Here is a 21761-nt window from a genome sequence, read left to right as displayed (position 1 = left end):
CATTTTACCGAACAACAAGTCGGGTACTTACTTTATTTGTTCTAGAAGTTGCCATTAACATGTAAACTCCTGAGCTTAAACGCTTCGTAAATACCAGGTTGGTGCTTAGGTTACCTTGGGCATTAGTCACCGCTGCTTTTGTTTGAATAACGCTTCCTTGTGCATCGTACAGCACGATAGTTACATTTTCATCAGCCATAAAATTATTGCCCGTAATAGTTACCTCATCGCCTGGGTTCGGATTTGGATAAGCTGTAAGAACAGAAGTTGTTAATTCAGCATTTTCCCCGATGTATCCGGCAACAGCAGAACCAATCCGGGCTCCTGTTTGCGTCAGTACTTCAATAGCCGATACTTTTGGCATATCCGCCGTACCGCTGGTAAAGTTGATGTTCAGGATTCCGTCGGTTACACTAACCGGAATGGTTTCCTGAATGGCCCGCATATTACCACCGGCTTTGGCGTAGATGTCGTAGTTAGTCAGCTTGCGACCACCTTCCACGTCCACGTTGAACATCCGGCGGCCGGCAGCAGTATGGTAAACTTCAGCAAAGTGCAACACTACGTTGTAGGTTCCATTAGTAACCGGGATGCTGTAGTTGAAAGTAGCCGAAGAACGTTCTGTACGGTACATCTCATCATCTGTGGTATTCAGAACATCACCGCTGGCAATGGAGTAGGTACGGTTCGTGCCACCAAAGTACTGATCAGCAATAAACTGCCGGTTACCAGAGGCGGCATAAGCTGCACCACCAGCATTAATCCGGATGGCATTCGCGGCGACCACATTGTTCACCGTTACAGTAATCCGCTCCTCAGCAAACATCACCGGCGAGCCATTGTCGGTTACCCGTACCGTGAAGGTATAAGTACCTGCTGTGGTCGGTGTCCAGGTGAACACTCCCGTTGAAGCGTTGATGCTGGCTCCCGTTGGCTGACCAATTAAAGAGAACGCTTTGGTTTGGTTCGCATTGGCATCGGTGGCAGTAGCCGTGAAAGTCAAGGCTTGGTTCACGTTCACCGTTTTGTTGCCAATAGCAGTCAGTACCGGCGCCACGTTGGTTGGCGTTTGTGGCAACACTTCAATGGCAGATACTTTCGGTAAGTTAGCCGTACCTGAGGTGAAGTTGATGTTCAGGGTTCCGTCAGTCACAGTTACTGGGATGGTTTCCTGAATGGCCCGCATGGCTCCTCCCGCTTTGGCGGTGATGTCGTAGTTGGTCAGCTTACGGCTGCCTTCTACGTCCACGTTAAACATCCGGCGGCCTGTTCCGGCAGCGCCACGGCCTGTAGCACCAGTAAACCAGATTTCAGCAAAGTGCAACACCACATTGTAGGTTCCATTAGTAACCGGGATGCTGTAGTTGAAAGTAGCCGAAGAACGTTCTGTGCGGTACATCTCATCATCCGTGGTGTTCAAGATATCCCCACTAGCCAACGAGGAAGTTCCTGCGGTGCCACCGAAGTACTGATCAGCAATAAACTGCCGGTTACCAGAAGCGGCATAAGCTGCACCACCAGCATTAATCCGGATGGCATTCGCGGCGACCACATTGTTCACCGTTACAGTAATCCGCTCCTCAGCAAACATCACCGGCGAGCCATTGTCGGTTACCCGTACCGTGAAGGTATAAGTACCTGCTGTGGTCGGTGTCCAGGTGAACACTCCCGTTGAAGCGTTGATGCTGGCTCCCGTTGGCTGACCAATTAAAGAGAACGCTTTGGTTTGGTTCGCATTGGCATCGGTGGCAGTAGCCGTGAAAGTCAAGGCTTGGTTCACGTTCACCGTTTTGTTGCCAATAGCAGTCAGTACCGGCGCCACGTTGGTTGGCGTTTGTGGCAACACTTCAATGGCAGATACTTTCGGTAAGTTAGCCGTACCTGAGGTGAAGTTGATGTTCAGGGTTCCGTCAGTCACAGTTACTGGGATGGTTTCCTGAATGGCCCGCATGGCTCCTCCCGCTTTGGCGGTGATGTCGTAGTTGGTCAGCTTACGGCTGCCTTCTACGTCCACGTTAAACATCCGGCGGCCTGTTCCGGCAGCGCCACGGCCTGTAGCACCAGTAAACCAGATTTCAGCAAAGTGCAACACCACATTGTAGGTTCCATTAGTAACCGGGATGCTGTAGTTGAAAGTAGCCGAAGAACGTTCTGTGCGGTACATCTCATCATCCGTGGTGTTCAAGATATCCCCACTAGCCAACGAGGAAGTTCCTGCGGTGCCACCGAAGTACTGGTCAGCAATAAACTGCCGGTTACCAGAAGCGGCATAAGCTGCACCACCAGCATTAATCCGGATACCGTTGGCTACAGTACAGTTTTGCTCACGAGTAACTGTTACCTCTTGCGTTTTACTGCAACCTGAAGCATCTAAAACAGTTACGGTGTAAACACCTGGCTGCAAGTTGGTAGCAGTAGCTCCGGTTTGTACCGGAGAGGTGTTCCAGGTAATCGTATAGTTCCCTGTTCCACCGGTAACGTTACTTACTGAAGCTGTACCGGAAGTTGCTGCACACGTCATTACTGGCGCAGTAACATTAAAGGCCAAGGTATTGCGCTCTGGTATAGTAAATACTTTCGCAGTTTCACAACCACCAGTTACGTTTTCTTTCACAAAGAAAGTAAATGAACCTGCAGTTAGGTTATTAAATACCGGCGAAGTTTGGTATGTACCATTTGGCCCCATTTTGTATAAATAAGAACCAGCGGTAGAGTTTGTTACGCCAAAGGTAATAGAACCGTTAGCCAAACCGCATTCAGCACCCAATACTGTTTGCTGGGTAAGTGTAACCGCGTTCGGGTTGGCAGAGGCCGCGAAGATTTCCATACCTGCTAACGCTACGCGGTTTACAGTTGGGTTAAACTTCACATCCAGTTTTCCGTCGGTAACATTTACTGTGAAATCTTTTACCAAGGCAGCTTTATAACCTGCTTCCCGGAAGATATCAAAGTTAGATTGACGATTCTGGTTTTCCAGGTTAATGCTAAATACCCGGGAACCTTCGGTAGTAAAGAAGTTTTCTACAAAGTGCATCCGTACCATATAATTACCATTTGCAACTGGTACTGAGTAGCGTGTTTCGGCTAAATCAGCAGCGGCAGACAAATAAGTTTGATACAGTACATCTTCATCAGTACCAGCAATCGGCGTAACCGCAGGTCTGTCTAGTTGCACGGAACCTTGGCGATAAGTCCGATCCGCTTCCCAAACTTTACCGTTTATGGTAACATTCGCATCTGATCCACCTTTAATCCGTTTAACAGCAGTTATCACGTTGCAGTTATCATCGGCAATGCCGTAAAGCGGCACTCGAAGCGGTGATAAGCCATTGTTATAATGCACCAGTAAGGCAGCATTTTTAATTCCCTGGCTGTTCGACCGGAAGCCTACTGTTACAGATGCAGTTGCCTGCGGAGCAATGGTAGTAGCAGATGGTGTAGCTACGGTAAACTCATTTAAGTTAGCGCCCACAATTTCCAGACTCTTGATAGTAATAGCCGGATCGGTAGTGCCATTGGTATAAATCTGACCCAGGTTCTTCAGTTCGATGGTACGGGTTGCAGCCACCCCAATCTGACGGGAACCAAAATCAACTGCCGAAGGAGTAGAAGCTAACTCTGAATAATTCAAGGAACCAGCTTCCGGTTTAATGTTACTCACATAGTATACATTGTCCTGATAGTCATAATTTGTCACATCCGGATTTCCAATGTAATCATGCCCAATGATATAAGCATTTGGAATAACGTTGCCATTAGCATCTACCGCTTTCCATACCCGCATACCTAATTTTCCTTCGGAATTCCGGGTGCGGTCAGAGTAAGAACCACTAATTTTAAATCCAAAGCTACCAGTCGGGTTAAAAGTACCTTCAGCTAAAGTGCCGGCAGTACCATTTCTTAATGGAAGCAAAGATTGTCCATCCAATGGATGATGCGTGAACACAGTAGCATTGCTGGTTGAACCTTTTACGTAATACTGGAAGGTTTCAGTAGCGGCACAGCAGCCATGGTAAGCTCCCATTTGCACCACATACACTGGTTTACTAGCATCCGCTCTGGTAAAGAAAGAAGAAAGAATCTCATCAGAATTTAATACCAGACTGTTACCGGTGTTGGTACCATCGTTGGTATTAAAGCCAACTTTAGATTTAAAACCAAAAGCCTGAATAATTTCTTGTGCATGAGGTTCATTACCACCTTCTCCGCGAGCCTGCCACATACCATGTAATACTACTTTCTTCTTCGGAGTTAAGTCGTCGTTAGAAGCAATTTGCAAGGTATCATTCAGAATCCGAATGCGACCGGATGTAAACTGAGCAATAAACTGAACGCTAACTTCTACAGAGCTGCCGGCATTTACCGTAATAGGAGCAGTTGCAGTAGCATCATAGTCCACGTTATTTACTTTGGTTACTTTCCAGCCAGTTGGGTTAGACAAAGTTAAACCATTGATTGTAAGAGCACCTGTACCTTTATTACTGATGCGCATTCTTACCACATCGTGGTTCCGGTTGTACGGCGTGAACGTACCATCATCGTTAGCTCTCCGCCAAGGCGTTTGAATCAGAGAGGCTACCAAGCGGTCGTTAGCTGGGAATTTGTCCAGGTTTTCCACTACCATATTGGTATTACTCAATTCTGGCTGCACTATGGTAAAGGAAACGAGATTGGTGATCGTCTCATTTTTGTTACCATCAATTGCTTTAGCCCGCAAGGTGTACGTTCCGGCAGTATTTACTAAGATCGGAGCGTAGTATTCGGTATACGGTTGGTTATTTAAACTATACAGTACTTGCGCTAGATTAGAACCTCCGGCATCCGAAGCATTAATAGTAGCAATCACCTGGTTGCGGTAAACACCTGTTGATTGTAAAGTACCTTTTAACTGCACCGAAGCAACTGGTGGCAAGAAGTCACCATCAGCAGTAGCTGGGTCCACAATCACAAATGTAATTTTGGTGTTCGTACCACCTGTGGCGTCAATCGTCAATTTACCATCGGTTACATTAACCGTAGTAGTGGCTATCTGATGCGGAACCTGAGCGGTTGGCACAAAATTACTGATAGCGGTTACTCCTTCTACGTTAATCCGGTGGTTACTGTCATAGAAATCGTTATCACCGGCACCAACTGTTACATTGTACTGACCATTAGCAACCTTTACTTCCCAGGTACCTGGAGTTTGACCACTAGCCGTTCCCTGCATTAAGGCTAAGGTTTTCAAACGAGTATCAGCATTGGCAGAAGTCCGTTCGCGCATGCTGGCCGTATGATCCTTAGGCTCTTTAGTAGTCGGATTTATCCAGCCATAACCCCGGGTATCATTGTATGGCAAACCAGCATCAGCCAGGTACCCAGCCGGAGTAGCGGAAGTAGCTAACTGGAAGTTTACTTTAATTGCATTGGCACTTACATCGCCTATGCGCAGATTAACCGAAATTACAGCATTATCAAAGCCGGTAGCTGTAGCCGTTACGGTAGAGGTATATACCCCGGCAGTTAAGCCGGTTGTATTAATACCAAAGGCTAAGTTTCCGGTAGCTGCTGTTGGTAACACTAACCAGTTGCTGTTAGCCGACTTGCTTAAAGACACTCCGCTTGGAGTACCATTCTTAGCAGTTAAGGTTACGGTTTTGGCAGCAACGGATCCGTTTACTGGAGCATTAAAGTTCAGGGTAGCTACATCGAAAGCTAAAGATTTGCGTGTTCCTGCTGCTACTACATTTTTCAATACGAACATGTAGTCCTGGTAGTCGCCATTAGATGCATCTTCGAAGCAAATTAAGTAGCTGTTAGGCACCATTTCCCCTGCACGATTCTTCAGCGGGTAAGCACGTACTGCATGTAAAGCAGGACCGCCTGCATTCAGTTGATCTTCGGTGTAAGATATACGGTTTTCTAAACCTACTACGTAGATACCGAAAGCTGCTGATTCTGGATTGAACTGATCGGAACCAGCTACAATTTGCGGGAATAAAGCGTTATGCTGACCAAATACTCCGGACAAAGTTCCTACAGTAGAACGTACTGGGGCATTGTTGTTTTTGGTATAATATCCGAACGGCAACTCCTGATTAGGCGAATAACGCGCTACTGGTGTAATCGTTACGGGGCCATTACCCGATTTTTCAAATAATTGAACCGGTACTTCTTCCCCTTTCATAGTGGTTTGAATACCTCCGGCCAAATTTGTCCAGCCTACATTAATGTTATACCCTAAAGTATTTACTACAGTTTGCAAAGGCGGTTCGTTGTTACCTTCGTACCCGTTCAACGACATGGCGTATAAGCCAACTTTTAATGCTGGTGAGTTAACGGCATTACTATTAATGGTTAAAGCAGCTTCAAAAGTACTTACAACGCTTAAGTTGCCTGGCGTGAAGGCTATCTGATAAGTTTTGGTTTCTTCCGGCGCCAAAGTAGTGCCGGTCGGCTCCCCTTCTAAGGTAATAGCCTGCACACTAAATTTATCTGCGTTCGTACCGCCAACAGCTACAGATCCTAAGTTCAGGGTGCTGGTACCAGTGTTAGTAACAGTTAAACGTTTGGTTACTGTAGTATTTTTAAGCGCATCGAATACTAATTCTTCGTTGCTCACAACAATCATGGCTCCTGCTACAGAGCTATTTACCGTTAATGTTACCGGCAGTATAGCACTGGTATAACCATCTGCAGATACCGTAACAGTGGCATTGTACGTGCCAGGGTTTAAGCCAGCTTCGTTAATACCGAAAGTTAAGGAACCTAATGCAGCAGTAGGTAAAGTAAGCCAGTTGCTGTTTGCCGATTTAGTTATTGTTAATACCGGATTACCCGTGTTAGCAGAAAGGGTAACTGTCTGCGGAGTAGTAGTAGAACCAGACGTAGTGGTGAAAGCCAATGACTGGCTAGAGAAGGAAAGTTCCTTGGCCACAGCTTGTCCAAAAGGTTTCACATTACGCACAATTACCACTATATCCTGATAATCGTAACCACTGGTATGTTCTTCGGTAGCTACAATGTAAGCATTCTCAATAACGCTTCCATCAGAATCTTTCAAAGGATACACCCGAACATGATGCGGTACAGCACCGGTAAAGGTGTTCAAAGCATCTTCGCTGTATAAGTGACGATTAGTAAAATATGGCCAACGGGAATAGAAGCCAAAAGAAGCAATTCCTGGATCAAAAGAAAGCGAGCCGGTTGTTTTCACATCTACAGTTTGGTAGTTGTCGTTAGCAACCGTAAACAATTCATTCTTATCGTTGGCGTTACCTGAAGTGTACCAGCCCAAAGCGGTCACAATACCGCCAGCATCCTGCGGACCAAACACGGACAAAGGCTCAATAGTTACCGGACCATCTACTGCCCGTTGGAAAGCTTGAATTGACACTTCTTCACCCAGTAATGGTGCTTTGAAATTAGTACTATGGATGATATTGGTAGACTTGTTATCGTCGCCTACGTTTACATTAATGCCATGTACATCCAAAACAGCTTGTAATGAAGGTTCGTTGGTTCCGGATAAGCCTGATGTACCTAATCCGCTTAGTTTCACTTCTTTCACCGAATTGTTGGTGCTGTTCACTAATAAACTAGCGGATTTTACACCAGTTGAAGTAGCATTAAAGGCCACGTTAAAGGTAATGGCACTACCCCGGGCAATGGTGATTGGAGAAGTTACACTTGGCGTAGGTGCTCCAATTAATTGGAACTGACCTTTATCCACCCCGTCCAGAGTTATTCCGGTTACAGTTAAATTGCTGTTACCAGTATTGGCAATGGTGATGGTGTGATTTTTACCGGCTCCGCCGCCTACTACGTCATTGTCTACTATTTCACTTGGGCTCACGGCAGCAATCCCTACTTGCGCCGAAGGAGCTTTTGCTTTCAGCAATACAATTTGAGCAGTTTTACCGCTAATGTTGTTCCAGTTGTATTCAATTACGTACAGGTTACCAGTTTCTACGTCTTCGATGATATCCAGCGGATTGGTAAAACCGGAAAGTCCAGTAATACCGTCCGTACCGGAACCAGTTTGAGCCCCGATAATGTCGTATATTTTATCATCGCTATCAGCAGAATTAACGGCCGGATCTTTTGCCATAGAACCTGGTTCAAGCACGATGATATCGCTACCACCGCTGAAACGGCACACTAATATTCTACCCTTTAAAGCTCCGCCAAAAGCGTTGCTCTTGTACTCAATTACTCCATTAGGCGATTTGTTCAGCTCAAAGTTGTAAGCTGCACCCCGGTAATTCGCATCCGGGCCTTGCGTAGGAGCGTATTTTGGATTATCCAAATAACCCCGGTTAGCAACATATTGTCCCCGCAATGGGTTTGGATGACCAAAGTAACCAACGGGTTTTAAAGGATTAATCCGGAATAACCAATCGTTCTGCACCTTTATACTAGTAGTAGCCGGCACAACCGGTCCGCTGTATAAAGTACCGTCTGGACGACGTGTACCTGGTACAGAAGCCGGTGAGTTACCTCCAGCAGCCGAACCGTTGGCTGGTACATATAATTGTCCGTTTGTATGCCACACCATATCCACGGCATTCCGGATACCGGAAGCATAAATGGTTAAAGGAGAATTAGTGGCGTAAGGGTTATAGGTACCATCCGAGAAGCGAATGTTATTTGCAGGAGCGTTATTAATTAAGTTCTGGTTAGCGGTAGTCCGTACGTCTAAAGGCAAAGTCATACCTGCTAACTTATTTAAATCCAAACGCAATACAGAAGCTGATAATAAGCTTTCGTCCCGCTGCCAGGTACCATCGTAGCTACCCATGGAGCTGTTGCTACCCTGGTTAAAATACAGAGCACCATCCGGACCAAACGTAATACTGTTTACCAAGTGATCAGCTTTTGAACGTGGTAGCTTTGTTAAAATCAGTTCTTCAGACCCTAAATCCGCACCGCTCAAACGGGAAATATTACCGTCGAACTCAGGTGCATTGGTAAGGCCTGCACTGCAATGAGAAACGTAAGCAATCAGGTTAGTTGCTGTTGCATTAGGAGCAAAAGTTAAACCTACCGAAGAACGTAAACCATACTTGTTGGTTAGGGTCTTAATTTCAACGGCTCCTGATAGCATACCGGTTTCCCGGTCTACGATAAAGCGCTCAATTACCCCATCCAAACGCAAGGCGTAGAATTTTCCATCTGGGCCAAAGGTTAAGCAGGTATATTTTTTACCCACGGTGCCCGGAATAACCTGCTTCGGCGCAAACTCGGCCGCTACTGGGTTTGGTGTTCCGGTAGTAGTAGCACCGGTAGTAAAGTTAGCTTCATAAGGTAAGAAGGCGGCTCCACTGTGCGATTTAACCTGGTTGGTAATAACAAACCGGTACTTGGTATTTGGCTCCAAGGCAAATGCCGGAGAGAAGCTTATCGCATCACCCCCACCTGTTCCTTGAACAACACCTTGGATTTCGCTGGTAGTAGTACCACTTACTTTTAACAGCTTAACGGTATTTACCGTTAACGTAGAATTGTCTACACCACCTTTAAAACCAGAAACTTCCGGTACATATAAGCTATTTGCCGCAATGCTCGAGGTATTTACACTCACGTTAGTAGCGCCATTAGCTGGGGTAGAAGAAATAACATAAGGCTGATTACTACCCGGAGTTAATACCGTAATCTGGATTAAAGTGCTAGCTGGAGTATAACCGGTTGTAGTAGCCGTAATAGTTGCTGTGTAAGTACCTACCGGCAATGATTTTGCGGCAGTATAATCAAAGGTAACATTAGGCTCACTGCTATTATGCGTGGCATCAAAGCTTAACCAATTGGAGGCTCCTGCACCGTAAGCAGCGGTTAAAGAAATCGGCAGATTATCTAAATCAGCAGAGTTACCTAAATCCAGCGAGAAAGTTTTGTTAGTTTCACTGGTTCCTCTCTCAATTACCAGGCTATGATCACTAGCTGACCAGATCAGGTATGGAGCTACATCAATCGGCGTAATTAAAGCAGAGTTAATCTTGGTATTGATGCCGCCATCAGCGTTGATGGTTAAAAAGCCATCATTAACGGTTACCCGTACTTTGGCCGATTTAAAACGGGTAGCTGTACCAGCAGTACCAGTTGGCACAAAGTTAGAAAAAGCGTTTACGCCTTCTACGTTCAAGGTATGGCTTTCCGGCACGGTACCCGGATCAGAATCACCCGCTGATACGGTAACATCATACTTGCCATTCGGCACTTTAATCTCCCAGTAGCCTTCAATCGGGGTACCGTTAAAAGTAGTTCCTGTAATATCATCGGCTTGCATGTGCATTAAGGTAGCTTGAAGTATATCTGCCGGGGTAGTACGTTTGCGACCATTACCTGGGGTTGTTCCACCAACAGATAAATCCAGCAATGTGCCATCGGAGCGCTTACGCCAGCCGTACTCCAGGTTAGTTCCCTGGTTCGCACCTGTTCTTAAACCAAAAGGCTGGCCATAATCTTTCACCCAACCGGTTGGTGTCACAGTGGCCGGATCCTGGAAGTTTACTTTAATCTCCTGCGCTACAACTGGGGAATTTACAGTTAAATTAATTAACAAAGTAGCAGACTGATAGCCTTCAGCCGATGCTGTAATGGTAGCTTCGTAAATTCCAGGTGCGAGAGTAGAGCTAAAGTTAGTAGCACCAAACGCTACATTACCTAAGCTGGCCGTTGGTAAAGTTAACCAACTGGCTGGCGTACTGCTGAAAGTAACAGCGGGAGCTCCTTCACTAGCAGCTAAAACCGTCATTTTTGAAGCTACAGACTGTCCTTGAATAGCAGTAAAATCAAGCGCATTTGGTGTGAAAGCTAAAACTTTACCTGCTGTGTTATCCTTGGTTAAAGAGAAGTTTTCAAAAGTATAATTAACGGATGCATTAGCATTACGATGAGTGGCATAAATACCAGCATACGCCATTTTACTAGCTAAAGCTAACTTGGTTATATCTAAAGCCGGGGTTGCGTAACGTGCGCCAACATTCAGGTAAGTAACACCATCTGTCGAGTAGAAGCCTTCTAATTTATTTACAACTAAATCTACTACTAACCGCAAACGTACGGTTTGCGTATTTAGGCCCGTAATAGCATTTAATAAGATACGTTGATCCGGATTATTTAAACCATTATTGGCAGCATCAGTAGAAGAAATGTCATTCAACTCCTGGCGCATCTCAATTTTATTACCAGATACTGCCAGTTTTACAAAGGTTTTATCGTCCAAACCAAACCATAAACCTGCTTGCTCCGACAGAGTACCATTATACGGGTTAATTACAGTTGTTTCAAGAGTAAGTTTACCATTAGCTAAAACACCTGCACCTAATGCATTTAACTGGTTATTACTTGTTAAGAAACCAATACCCTTATTTGTGGCAACGGTTAGTTTGCCATTAGCAATAGTTAAACGTGATGGCTCATAACCTGTAACTGCGGAAGAAGCTATACCATCCACTGTTAGACGAGTACCAGAAGGTGCATCTACCATAGTGAAGCCTGTTTGGATGCCACTTTTATCTGTTAAACCTCCTTCGCTACCATCAAAGTTGAGCACAAAAGGTAAAGGCACATTTATTTGCTCGCATGGTAAAGTACTTAATGGAGAGCAAGGCACCACGATTGGGGCCGCCTCTACAGTAATAGTAAATGAGGCACTAGTAGCTGCAAGCGCTTTATCAGTAGCGGTTAAACGCACGGCCACGCTAGTAGCGGTTGTCGGAGCGGTTCCACTAAAGGTTTGTGTATTGGCATCAAACTGTAACCAGGAAGGCAAGCTGTTACCGTTTGCTAAAGCAGCGCTATACGTTAACACATCGCCGGCATTCGGATCTGAGAAAGATCCTGTTACAAAGGAGAACACTTGACCAGCCGTGAGTACTTGATTTTCCGGAGCAGAAACAACCACCGGTGCTAAATTAGCAGCTTGTACAGTTAATGTAAATTCGGTACTTACAGACGCCTGACCATCCGTGGCAGTAACCTTAATAGGATAAATTGCTGCACTTGTTGGCGTACCACTAAATATTTTGGTAGCGGTATTAAAAGTTAACCAACTTGGTAAGGCACTACCATTAGATAAGCTAGCCGATAAAGTTAAAGGATTATTATCTGCATCGGTAAAAGTATTGGCTGGTACTTCAAAGTTAAAAAGAGTACCAGTGGTTATAGTTTTATTACCTATAACTGCCGCTACAACCGGTGCCTGATTAGTTGGCGTAGTTTGAGGAGCTATGCTGAAGCTATCGAAGTTGTAAGTAACCGGGGTAGTTCCATTACGATAGGTACCAAAAATACCGGCATAAACTTTATTGCCTGTTAGCCCCATGCCCTCGATGCTTAAACTTGTAACCGGATAGCCCTCCCCTACATTGATATAGGTAGTTCCGTTAACGGAGTAATAGCCTTCTACAGTGTTAGCAGTTGGATCTACTACTAAACGTAACCGAACCGTTTGTTTATCCAGGTTACTAATGGCAGAAGTATTGCGGCGACTTGGATCCGTAAGATCTGAAGCTATTGGCGACAGGTCGTTTAATTCCTTACGCAACACTACGCGGTTATTATTAATGGCCAGTCGAACAAAAGTCTTGTCATTTAAGCCGTACCATAAGCCTGCTTGTTCGTCGTTACTACCCCGGAATGGGTTTACAATTGTAGCTTCTATGACAAAACGGCCGTTACTAGCATTAAACTCAACACCTAAACCATTAATCTGGTTGTTGTTACTCACAATAGATATACCGCGGTTAGATACAATAGCAAGTTTACCATTGCTTACTGTTAACTTGGATGGCTCATACCCTCTGATATCAGAAGATGCTACCCCATCCGTTGTTACACGGGTACCGGTATAGGCATCCGCTATAGTAAAACCGGTTCCTTTGCCGTCTTTGTCTAATAATCCACCTTCTGTACCATTAAAAGTTATGTTAAAAGGTAAAGAAACAGCGACTTGATTACACGGCAAAGTACTGTTTGGCGGGCATCCCACTGCGGGAGCAGCTTCTATTGTTAAATTAAACTCCGTACTTACCGAAGCTTTTCCATCGTTAGCAGTTACTTTAATTGCATAATCAGCCGCACTTACCGGAGTGCCGCTGAATGCATTACCATTAAAGCTTAGCCAGGTTGGTAAAGCACTGCCATCAGCCAAAGTAGCCGACAGAGTTAAAGCATCGTTATCCGCATCCGAGAATGTGTTTGCGGGTACCGCAAAATTAAACCCGGCACCTACAGTAGCCTTCTTGGCACTGATCGCATTGGCAACTACTGGAGCTACATTTGCCGGAACTACATCAATTACAGTTATATTCACTAGCGCGGTAGCTGATTGAACCGGATTACCGTTATCCGTAGCTTTCACGGTTAAGGTATAAGCCGGAGTAAGGGCATGGTCCAGGGTTGCGGCTAAGGTAATTACACCAGAAGCAGGATTAATAGCAAATTTACCTGCTTCGTTACCGGCAATAATGCTATAAGTTATAGTATGATTTTCTGTATCTGTGGCTGACACACTGCCGATTACGGCACCAATAATGGCATTTTCATCTTTGCTGAAGCTATAATTAGAACTGGCAAAAACAGGAACCTGATTAACCGGAGTAACTACTTCTACAGCTATGTTAAATTGAGTGCTAGCAGTTGCCTGGCCATCGTTAGCGGTAACTTTTACCGTATATGTAGCTGCATTTTCGGGAGTACCGCTGAATGCACTTCCATTAAAGTTTAACCAGCTTGGTAAAGCACTGCCATCGGCTAATGTGGCCGACAGGGTTAAAACATCGTTATCGGTATCTGTAAATGTGTTTGCGGGTACCTCTAAGAAGAAAGCTGAACCTACAGTAGCCGTTTTATTGCCAATCAGGTTGGCAACAACAGGAGCAGCATTAGCAGGCACTTCCCCATTGATAGTTATCGTAACCTGAGTAGTAGCTGAAAGTGCCGGAGTACCATTATCGGTTGCTTGTATGGTTAAGGTGTAGGATGAAGTAGAAACATCTAATAAGCTAGCCGTTAAAGTTAGTTCGCCGCTTACTGCATCAATAGCAAATTTAGCTGCTTCGTTTCCGGCAATAATACTGTATGCAATTGTTTGGTCTACAGCATCCGTAGCTTTAACACTACCTATAACGGTATTAACTGGAGTAGCTCTCTCTTTACTGAAGCTATAATTAGTACTACTAAATACGGGTGCCTGATTAGCAGGAGTTGCAGCCTCTACCGTTAAATTAAAGTCTGTACTTACCGAAGCTTTTCCATCAGTAGCAGTTACTTTAATAGCATAATCAGCCGCACTTACCGGAGTACCGCTGAATGCATTACCATTAAAGCTTAACCAGGTTGGTAAAGCACTGCCATCAGCCAAGGTAGCCGAAAGAGTTAAAGCATCGTTATCTGCGTCCGAGAAGGTGTTTGTGGGCACTTCAAAAACAAAAGCTGAACCAATAGTACCTGTTTTGCTGCTAATTGCATTAGCTACTACTGGAGCATTGTTGGCCGGTACTACATCGTTCACCGAAATGGTTACCTGGGTAATAGCCGATTGAACAGGCGAACCGTTATCAGTTGCTTGTACGGTTAAAGTGTAAGTGGGCGTAACCGCATAATCCAAGGCGGCGGCCAAGGTAATGACGCCGGAACCAGAATTAATAGTAAATTTACCGGCTTCGTTGCCGGCAATAATGCTGTAGGTTATCGCATTATTTTCCGCATCGGTGGCCGATACAGAACCAATCTCAGTTCCTATACTGGCATTCTCATCTTTATTAAAGGAATAGCTTGTACTGGCAAATGCAGGCGGCGTGTTTACTGCAATTGGTAGGATTTCGATCGCATTAACAATAGCCTTATCTTTAGAAGCAACAAAATCAAGGTTCAGAACTTGATCCTTCACTTCTACCTCATAAGAGCGGGTAACAACAACTTTGTTTTTATTACCTCCGGCTACAAATAAATCTAAATCATCAGCTACCGTTTTATTTTCTAAAGCAATATCAAATAAACGGCTATTTGCCGCTGTGTGGAAATTTTCTAACATCTGCAAGTTCACGGTGTACTTGCCATTTGCAATGGGCATATAGTAACTTACCGCAGTACCAAAACGGCGCTCATAATATATCTCTGGAACATCAACTCCAGTTAGAGTATAATTAACAACATTACTTGCCTCCCCCTCAGTGAGTGCATAAGTATTATCCGCGTTAAAAACTTTTCCACCTACTATCCGCTGAACACCTCCAGCATTAATGCGGTAAGGTGCCGTTACTACTGGAAACTCTTGCCGTTTAATGGAGAAGTCATCAAATGTAAATGTAGGACCATTATATGTAGTAGAAAGAGCAGAATTAGAATTCCGATAGGAAGCATAGATACCGGCATAAACGGTTTTGCCAGCTAAACCCATATCAGCAATGTTAATTGCCATTGGATTGTTAGGATATGTGGTATAGTAGCGGGAACCAACATTTAGATAAGTAATGCCATCTGTGGAGTAAAACCCTTCTAATCTGTTACTGATTAGATCTACAATCATACGCAAACGCACTGTTTGTGTATTCAAATTAGAAATGGTACCGGTAATACGTTGATCAGGATTAGATAATTCTCCAGTAGGGTTTGAAGTGGTATTACTAACCGTACTCGAAATGTCATTTACCTCTTTGCGCATTTCTACTTTGTTCCCAGTTGCAACTAACTTTATGAAGGTTTTATCGTTCAAGCCGAACCATAATCCTGCTTGTTCTGATTGAGTACCGTTCAAAGGATTGATAAGGGTAGTCTCTACGATAATTTTACCATTACCTGCAACGCTTGTTCCTAAAGCATTAATTTGATTGTTGTTCGTTAAAAACCCGATTCCTTTATTGGAAACAATGCTCAACTTGCCATTGACTACTGTTAGTTTTGCAGGATCATAACTTGGTTGGTTAGGGTCGCTTGGCGTTCCATCAGCTGTACTGCGAGTACCCGAATATGGATCTACCATGGTAAATCCGGTACCAGCAACCCCGGTTTTATCCGTTAAACCGCCTTCAGTTCCATCAAAAGTCAGAGTAAAAGGCAACGCTACCTCGTCAGCAATTGCTTCCGATGCATACATGGGGATTAGATTACTACTCCTTTTTCTATGAGTAGTTTTTACCTGCCGCTTCGAGTTACTCTCAGCGTTTTTTAAATTTTCAGGTAATTTTTCTACCAACGGAGTCTTAAAGCTCCACAAATTACTTTTTGTGAAAGCTTGCTGGACATTCCAGGCAAAAATGCTAATATCCCGGGTATATTCCAGAGCGTAGACTTGCCAGCTCAAGAATAATCCCAGGATTGTAATTAGCGGCCACGATCGAGCTAATACGCGAGGTGGGCCAAAAAATGGGGTACGTTTTTTCTCCATTTAGTTAGTAATAAATTAAAAGTTGTTTGGTGTAAAATTGTTGTTGGTTGTAATTAGATTAGGATTGGGGAGTTAATTTTAATAATTAATATATAATAATACTTTAATTTAAATACACGTACTTATTCTAGAATGCTTCATCAAAATTTTTAAAAACGACTAGTATTTAAAAGATAGAATTAGATTAGGTTAAAGATTTCCCAGAATTGTTCTAGACTTAATAATAGCAGTAGCGTTTTACTTAAATGTTTAATAAATAATATACTTAAAAGCTAAATTTTAAAAAAAGTCATAAGATCACTATCGAGCGACCTTGTTCTGGATCTTCAATCAACATGAAAAAGAAAAAATTAATATGACCTTATTACAATTTTTAGATAGTGTTGTAAATATACAGAAAGGTTAATATATAAAACAAATGTTATATACTAATATTTAATATAATTTTTAAGTTTTTATAAAGTTGTGCCCAGCTTAGCTCTTTCTCCTAACTTATTGAGTATAAAGTAATGCTGTTGCCATATCATATAAAGCAATTTGCCGGCCCTTCACTTAACTAAGTTTTACTTATAACTTAAAATTATAACCGGTAAATAAACCGGAGCAGGTAAGTAAATAAATAAGTACTTTAATAAATATTTTCCCGAATACTTATGGCATTTACTATTATATAAAGGAGCTACTTTTTTGTTTTCAGATTTCGTTTTAAAATGCACATCTCGATTAACAAAACAATAAGAGGCTAATAGGAGTAAAATTTAAAAATAATTTTACCAAGCAGACTTTTACATATGGCTATTAAATCACGTAATCCGGCTACGAAAGAGGTGTTAAAAACATTTGAACCTCATACATCCGCTGAGTTAGAAAATATTTTATACACTGCCGATGCGGCTTTTGCTAAATGGCAAAAAACCCTCTTTGATGAACGGGCTAAGTTAATGCGCCAGGCGGCACAAGAATTACGGGACAATAACCGCCATTATGCTAAAACTATAACTTTGGAGATGGGCAAACCCATCCGAGAAGCAGTGGCTGAAATTAATAAATGTGCCCTCTGTTGCGATTTTTACGCAGATAATGCGGAAAACTACCTGCAAGACGAAGAAATTAGTTCTGATGCCTCTATAAGCTACATTACGTACCAACCTTTAGGAATTATTCTGGCAATTATGCCCTGGAACTTTCCTTTTTGGCAGGTATTCCGGTTTGCCGCTCCCAGCTTAATGGCCGGAAATGTAGGTTTGCTTAAGCATGCGTCTAACGTGCCGCAATGTGCTTTAGCTATTGAAGAAATTTTTAAAAAAGCAGGATTTCCGGAAGGGGTATTTACGTCGGCTTTGATTGAAACATCGGAAATAGAAAACCTGATAAAAGATGACCGGATTAAAGCGGTAACCCTAACGGGTAGCGAAGGAGCGGGGGCCAGTGTAGGCGCTTTAGCGGGCAGTCAAATTAAAAAGACCGTGCTGGAATTAGGAGGCAGCGATGCTTTTATTGTACTTCAAGATACGAATGTAGAAGAAACTGCCAAAATGGCCGCCAAAGCCCGAATGATTAATACCGGCCAAAGCTGCATTGCCGCCAAACGTTTTATTGTGGAAGAAGCAATAGCACAACCGTTTATGCAGCGTATGAAATTTTACTTAGAACAGATGAAGCGGGGCGATACCCTGGATGAAACCACCGACTATGGCCCTTTAGCCCGGCCGGATTTAGCGGAATCTGTACAGAAACAAGTAAACGATTCGGTGGCAAAAGGGGCCCAAATAATACTGGATGGCGGTCAGCCCGAACCGGAAAGTGCTTACTTTTATCCCATGATGCTAACGAATATTCCGGCGGGCACTCCTGCCCATGATGAAGAAATCTTTGGCCCGGTGGCTTGTATCTTTGTCGTGAAAGATGCTGAAGAAGCCATCCGGGTTGCTAATGACTGCCGCTACGGGTTGGGAGCTTCTATCTGGACAGGCAATGTGCCGGAAGCCCGGCGGCTTGCCCGGCAAATAGAAGCCGGCGCAGTATTTATTAACGGCATTGTGCAATCGCATCCGGCTTTGCCTTTTGGGGGAATTAAAAAATCAGGTTACGGTCGGGAATTATCGTATGTTGGTATCCGGGAATTTGTGAATCAGAAAACCGTTTGGGTAGCTTGATTGTATAAGAAAAAAGGCGATAAAATTAACTCTATCGCCTTTATTAAAGTTTTTCACTTTTGGAAGGAATGAGAAACCTTGAAACGAATCTGGTTTATTGCCTTACAATTTTACGAACATTAACCTGGCTGCCGGTTTGCAACCGGTAAAAATACAAACCTTTTGCCAACGACGAGCCATTTACTGTTATAGCATGTACCCCGGCGGTTTGCTTCTCATTTACTAACACTTTTACTTGCTTGCCTTCCAGTGAATACAAGGTAAGATTAACCGGCACATCTTCGGCCAACGTATATGTAATAGTGGTATTATCAGTAAAAGGATTAGGATAAGCCAGGTGTTCTTTTACCGAAGCGGCTGCCTTTTCCCGAATTCCGGAAGCAAGACTAGCTGAAGCCATACGGCTAAACGAAGCTTCTGGTGCAGCGGAAACATAACTAAGCGACAGATAATCTACATTGGGGCCGCTTTGGCCGATGGCAGTTGCCCGTATCAAATGAGTACCCGGCGTAAGAAAAACACTGGATCCACCAAAAAATGACCATGTTTCCCAATTTGATGTGGTAGTAAAGGAATGTGTAGTTATCCCTATACCATCTACAGTAATATGCAAAGCCCGATTAGCTTCTTGCCCGTTAGAATAATTTAGACCTACGCTATATAAACCAGGCGTTTCAATTTTTACTGACCATTCAATGTAATCGCTGCTTGGATTAATAAAGTCGACAAAACCGGTACCACTATATCCTGAATGATTAATTGCTATTCTGGCCCCTTTTAAAGTAGCATATTCCGCCTCATACCGGGCAATTTCTGGTTTTTCTACGGCGGCTACCAGGTAATTAGATTGAGCACCTGTAGCGGGTACTGCCATATTGCCCCCTAGCAGAAAAGGGGCCGGATAAATGTAAGGGTTATCTATTAATTTACTGTATACGTTTAAAAAGCTGTTTGCCGGATCGTTGGTTTCGATAATATCCCCGGTTTTTTTCCAGCCTTTTAACCAGGCCGGTAATTCGGTAGCTTTTGGGTCATATGCAACATACACTACCACGGCTTTTCTTAAAAACATGGTCAAAAAAGTACTACTGGTATCCCGTCTGTCTTCGGCGGAAGTTTGAATAAAAGAAGCACCTTTTAAATAATCCGGAACCGATGTAATAGTAAACAATTGATCGGCATACGATTTTGCGCCTACGTTTAATTTAGTCACATTGTAAGAGCGGCTACTGGCTGCCGATACCTGCGTAATAATATCGTCCGGGGTTGGTTTTTCCCGCTCGGCGGGTTTCTCAACCTCCGGTTTACGAGCTTCAATCCAATCCACGAAAAAGGCCTCGGGAGCGGTTTGGGTATCTATTTGCCAACCAAAATGGCCCAGTTTCTGGTAAGTGGTATCAATGGCTTCTAACAAGGGAATATTGGAATAACCGCGGCCTTTATCTAAATAAACCTGAATAAGACCGCTCTTATAACGTTCAATTTTAAAACGGTACCAACGGTTAGTATCTAAAAACGGATAGATACTAACCTCATCTAAAGTTTCGGTATAATAAATATTGCCCGTAGCTTTTGATAAAGTTAACTGCCCGCCTGAGTTTGGTGTATAGCTTAAAACATAAGAGCTATCAATACCCTGATCATTTTGCCCTGAAACTTGTCCAAAAAAAATGCGGAATTCGCGCTGGTAGCTAACTGAAAATCCTTTACTGGTTGTTTCGAGGATATACGATGGAGCTGAATAATTTTTTGCCGTTTTTAAATAACTTCCTGTACCATTTACAAAGTTGTATGCATAGCCCGATTGAATAGACCAATCGTATGACTGGCTCCAATCATCTCCTAATTCCGGTCGGTTAAAATCGTCTCTAAAAATTGGAGGGTTGGTTTGCGCATAAACAGAAGCAACCGTAACAAAAGAAAATAAGAACAAACATGCCCCTATCACTTTTATGTTAAGTTGATGCTGATAAGAGGAGAGTCTAATTAATTTCATAAAAAAGAAGTTTTAAATGAGTAGGCATTAAAAAAGAGCGGTTATAAAATCTTGCATATGATTTAGGAATAAAGCCGGGCGTCTAAATAATTTGCAGTGGGAAATACCAGTGTCTATTTGTTGCTTTTATCTCCCAGAGAATTAAATTTTAAAAAAATCGGATTCTTATTGTAGTTCAATTGCTAATTTAACAATAATCTATAAATAAGCCGGTACTTTCGCGTTCTTTATTTATTGGAAAATTAATGTAAATTTAAAAAAATAGTTTTAATATGGATATTATAATATTTAGTATATTATTAAAATCACATATAGCTGGGGTATTATAATCCACAACCTGAATATTTTGGTTAGCTATATTGCCTATTTTCTCCTGTTTTTAAACTAAATAATTAACAATAGCCTAAAATTTTATACGTAACAAAGCCCATTATTTCGTGCAGCAAAAGGTGCCAATTGGCAAAGGCCGCTGCCGAAGGCACAATTATATTTTGCGGTAAGTACGAACGATCTATCGAGTAAAAATCGGCGGGAAAAATTACCGGTTGTAACCCGGCTTTTTTAAAGCAAGCCGCCGCCCGCCGCATATGAAACGCCGACGTTATTAAAACGGCCGAACGAATATCGGGGTTCTTTTGCATGAGTTGAGCCGTAAACAAAGCATTTTCGCGGGTGTTATGACTTTGATCTTCCAGTAAAATTACGTTTTCAGGTACGCCAGCTTGTAATAATATTTTTTTTAATTCCATGGCTTCGGTGGAGTAAACCGATTGAATACTGCCTGAGCCACCAGAAATTATGATTTTCCGGATTTTTTTTTCATGGTACAACCAAAGAGTATGCAGTAGCCGGTCGGCTCCCCGCTCTATGTAAACCCGATCATGCGGCGACTTTTGAAGGGAAGTAATACCGGTAAGAATAATGCCGGCATCCGAAACCGGTACTTCGGCGAGCGGTTTGGGGGGTAACTCCCAGGCCAGCCATGCTTCGTTTATTAAATAAGGATTGGTAAGGACGGCCACCAGAATAGCCAGAAACTTTATAACCAAACGGCGCCGGCGCTTATTGTTGGTAAATGCTGCGTAAAATAAGAGCGCTACCAGCCAAACCACCGGTAAGGCAACGTAAAATAAAATCTTAGAAAAAATAAAAAACATGTTTGAGAAACGCCGGTTAGTAAACCCACACCAATTTACATTGTACGCAAACTACTAACTTACCTTATTATTTGGTATGGTTA

4 protein-coding genes are annotated in these 21761 nt (G+C 43.3%); 1 reads left to right on the top strand and 3 read right to left on the bottom strand.

Translation table 11 applies throughout. The features are described from left to right. Positions 1–4: 4 nt before the first annotated feature. Positions 5–16078: a malectin domain-containing carbohydrate-binding protein gene (locus tag HUW51_RS15535; protein ID WP_185270549.1), complete on the bottom strand. Its 16074-nt coding sequence runs from the start codon at positions 16076–16078 to the stop codon at positions 5–7. 1082 nt (positions 16079–17160) lie between these two features. Here HUW51_RS15535 and HUW51_RS15530 point away from each other — a divergent pair. Further along, a complete protein-coding gene (locus HUW51_RS15530; RefSeq protein ID WP_185270548.1) occupies positions 17161–18525 on the top strand; it encodes an NAD-dependent succinate-semialdehyde dehydrogenase in 1365 nt (454 codons plus the stop codon). A 94-nt stretch (positions 18526–18619) separates the two neighbouring features. Here the strand turns inward: HUW51_RS15530 and HUW51_RS15525 are convergent, their stop codons facing one another. Together HUW51_RS15525 and HUW51_RS15520 are read right to left on the bottom strand one after the other, a co-directional pair. Further along, positions 18620–20521 carry a T9SS type A sorting domain-containing protein gene (locus HUW51_RS15525; RefSeq protein WP_185270547.1) on the bottom strand — a complete coding sequence of 634 codons (1902 nt, stop codon included), beginning with the start codon at positions 20519–20521 and terminating at the stop codon, positions 18620–18622. Positions 20522–20913: 392 nt separating this feature from the next. After that, a complete protein-coding gene (locus HUW51_RS15520) occupies positions 20914–21678 on the bottom strand; it encodes a YdcF family protein (RefSeq protein ID WP_185270546.1) in 765 nt (254 codons plus the stop codon). Positions 21679–21761: the final 83 nt, after the last annotated feature.

Origin of the sequence: Adhaeribacter swui (genome assembly GCF_014217805.1) — a bacterium.
GTDB classification, from domain to species: Bacteria; Bacteroidota; Bacteroidia; order Cytophagales; family Hymenobacteraceae; genus Adhaeribacter; species Adhaeribacter swui.
The sequence above is the reverse complement of the archived record's forward strand: the minus strand, read 5'-3'. Positions and strand labels throughout refer to the sequence as shown.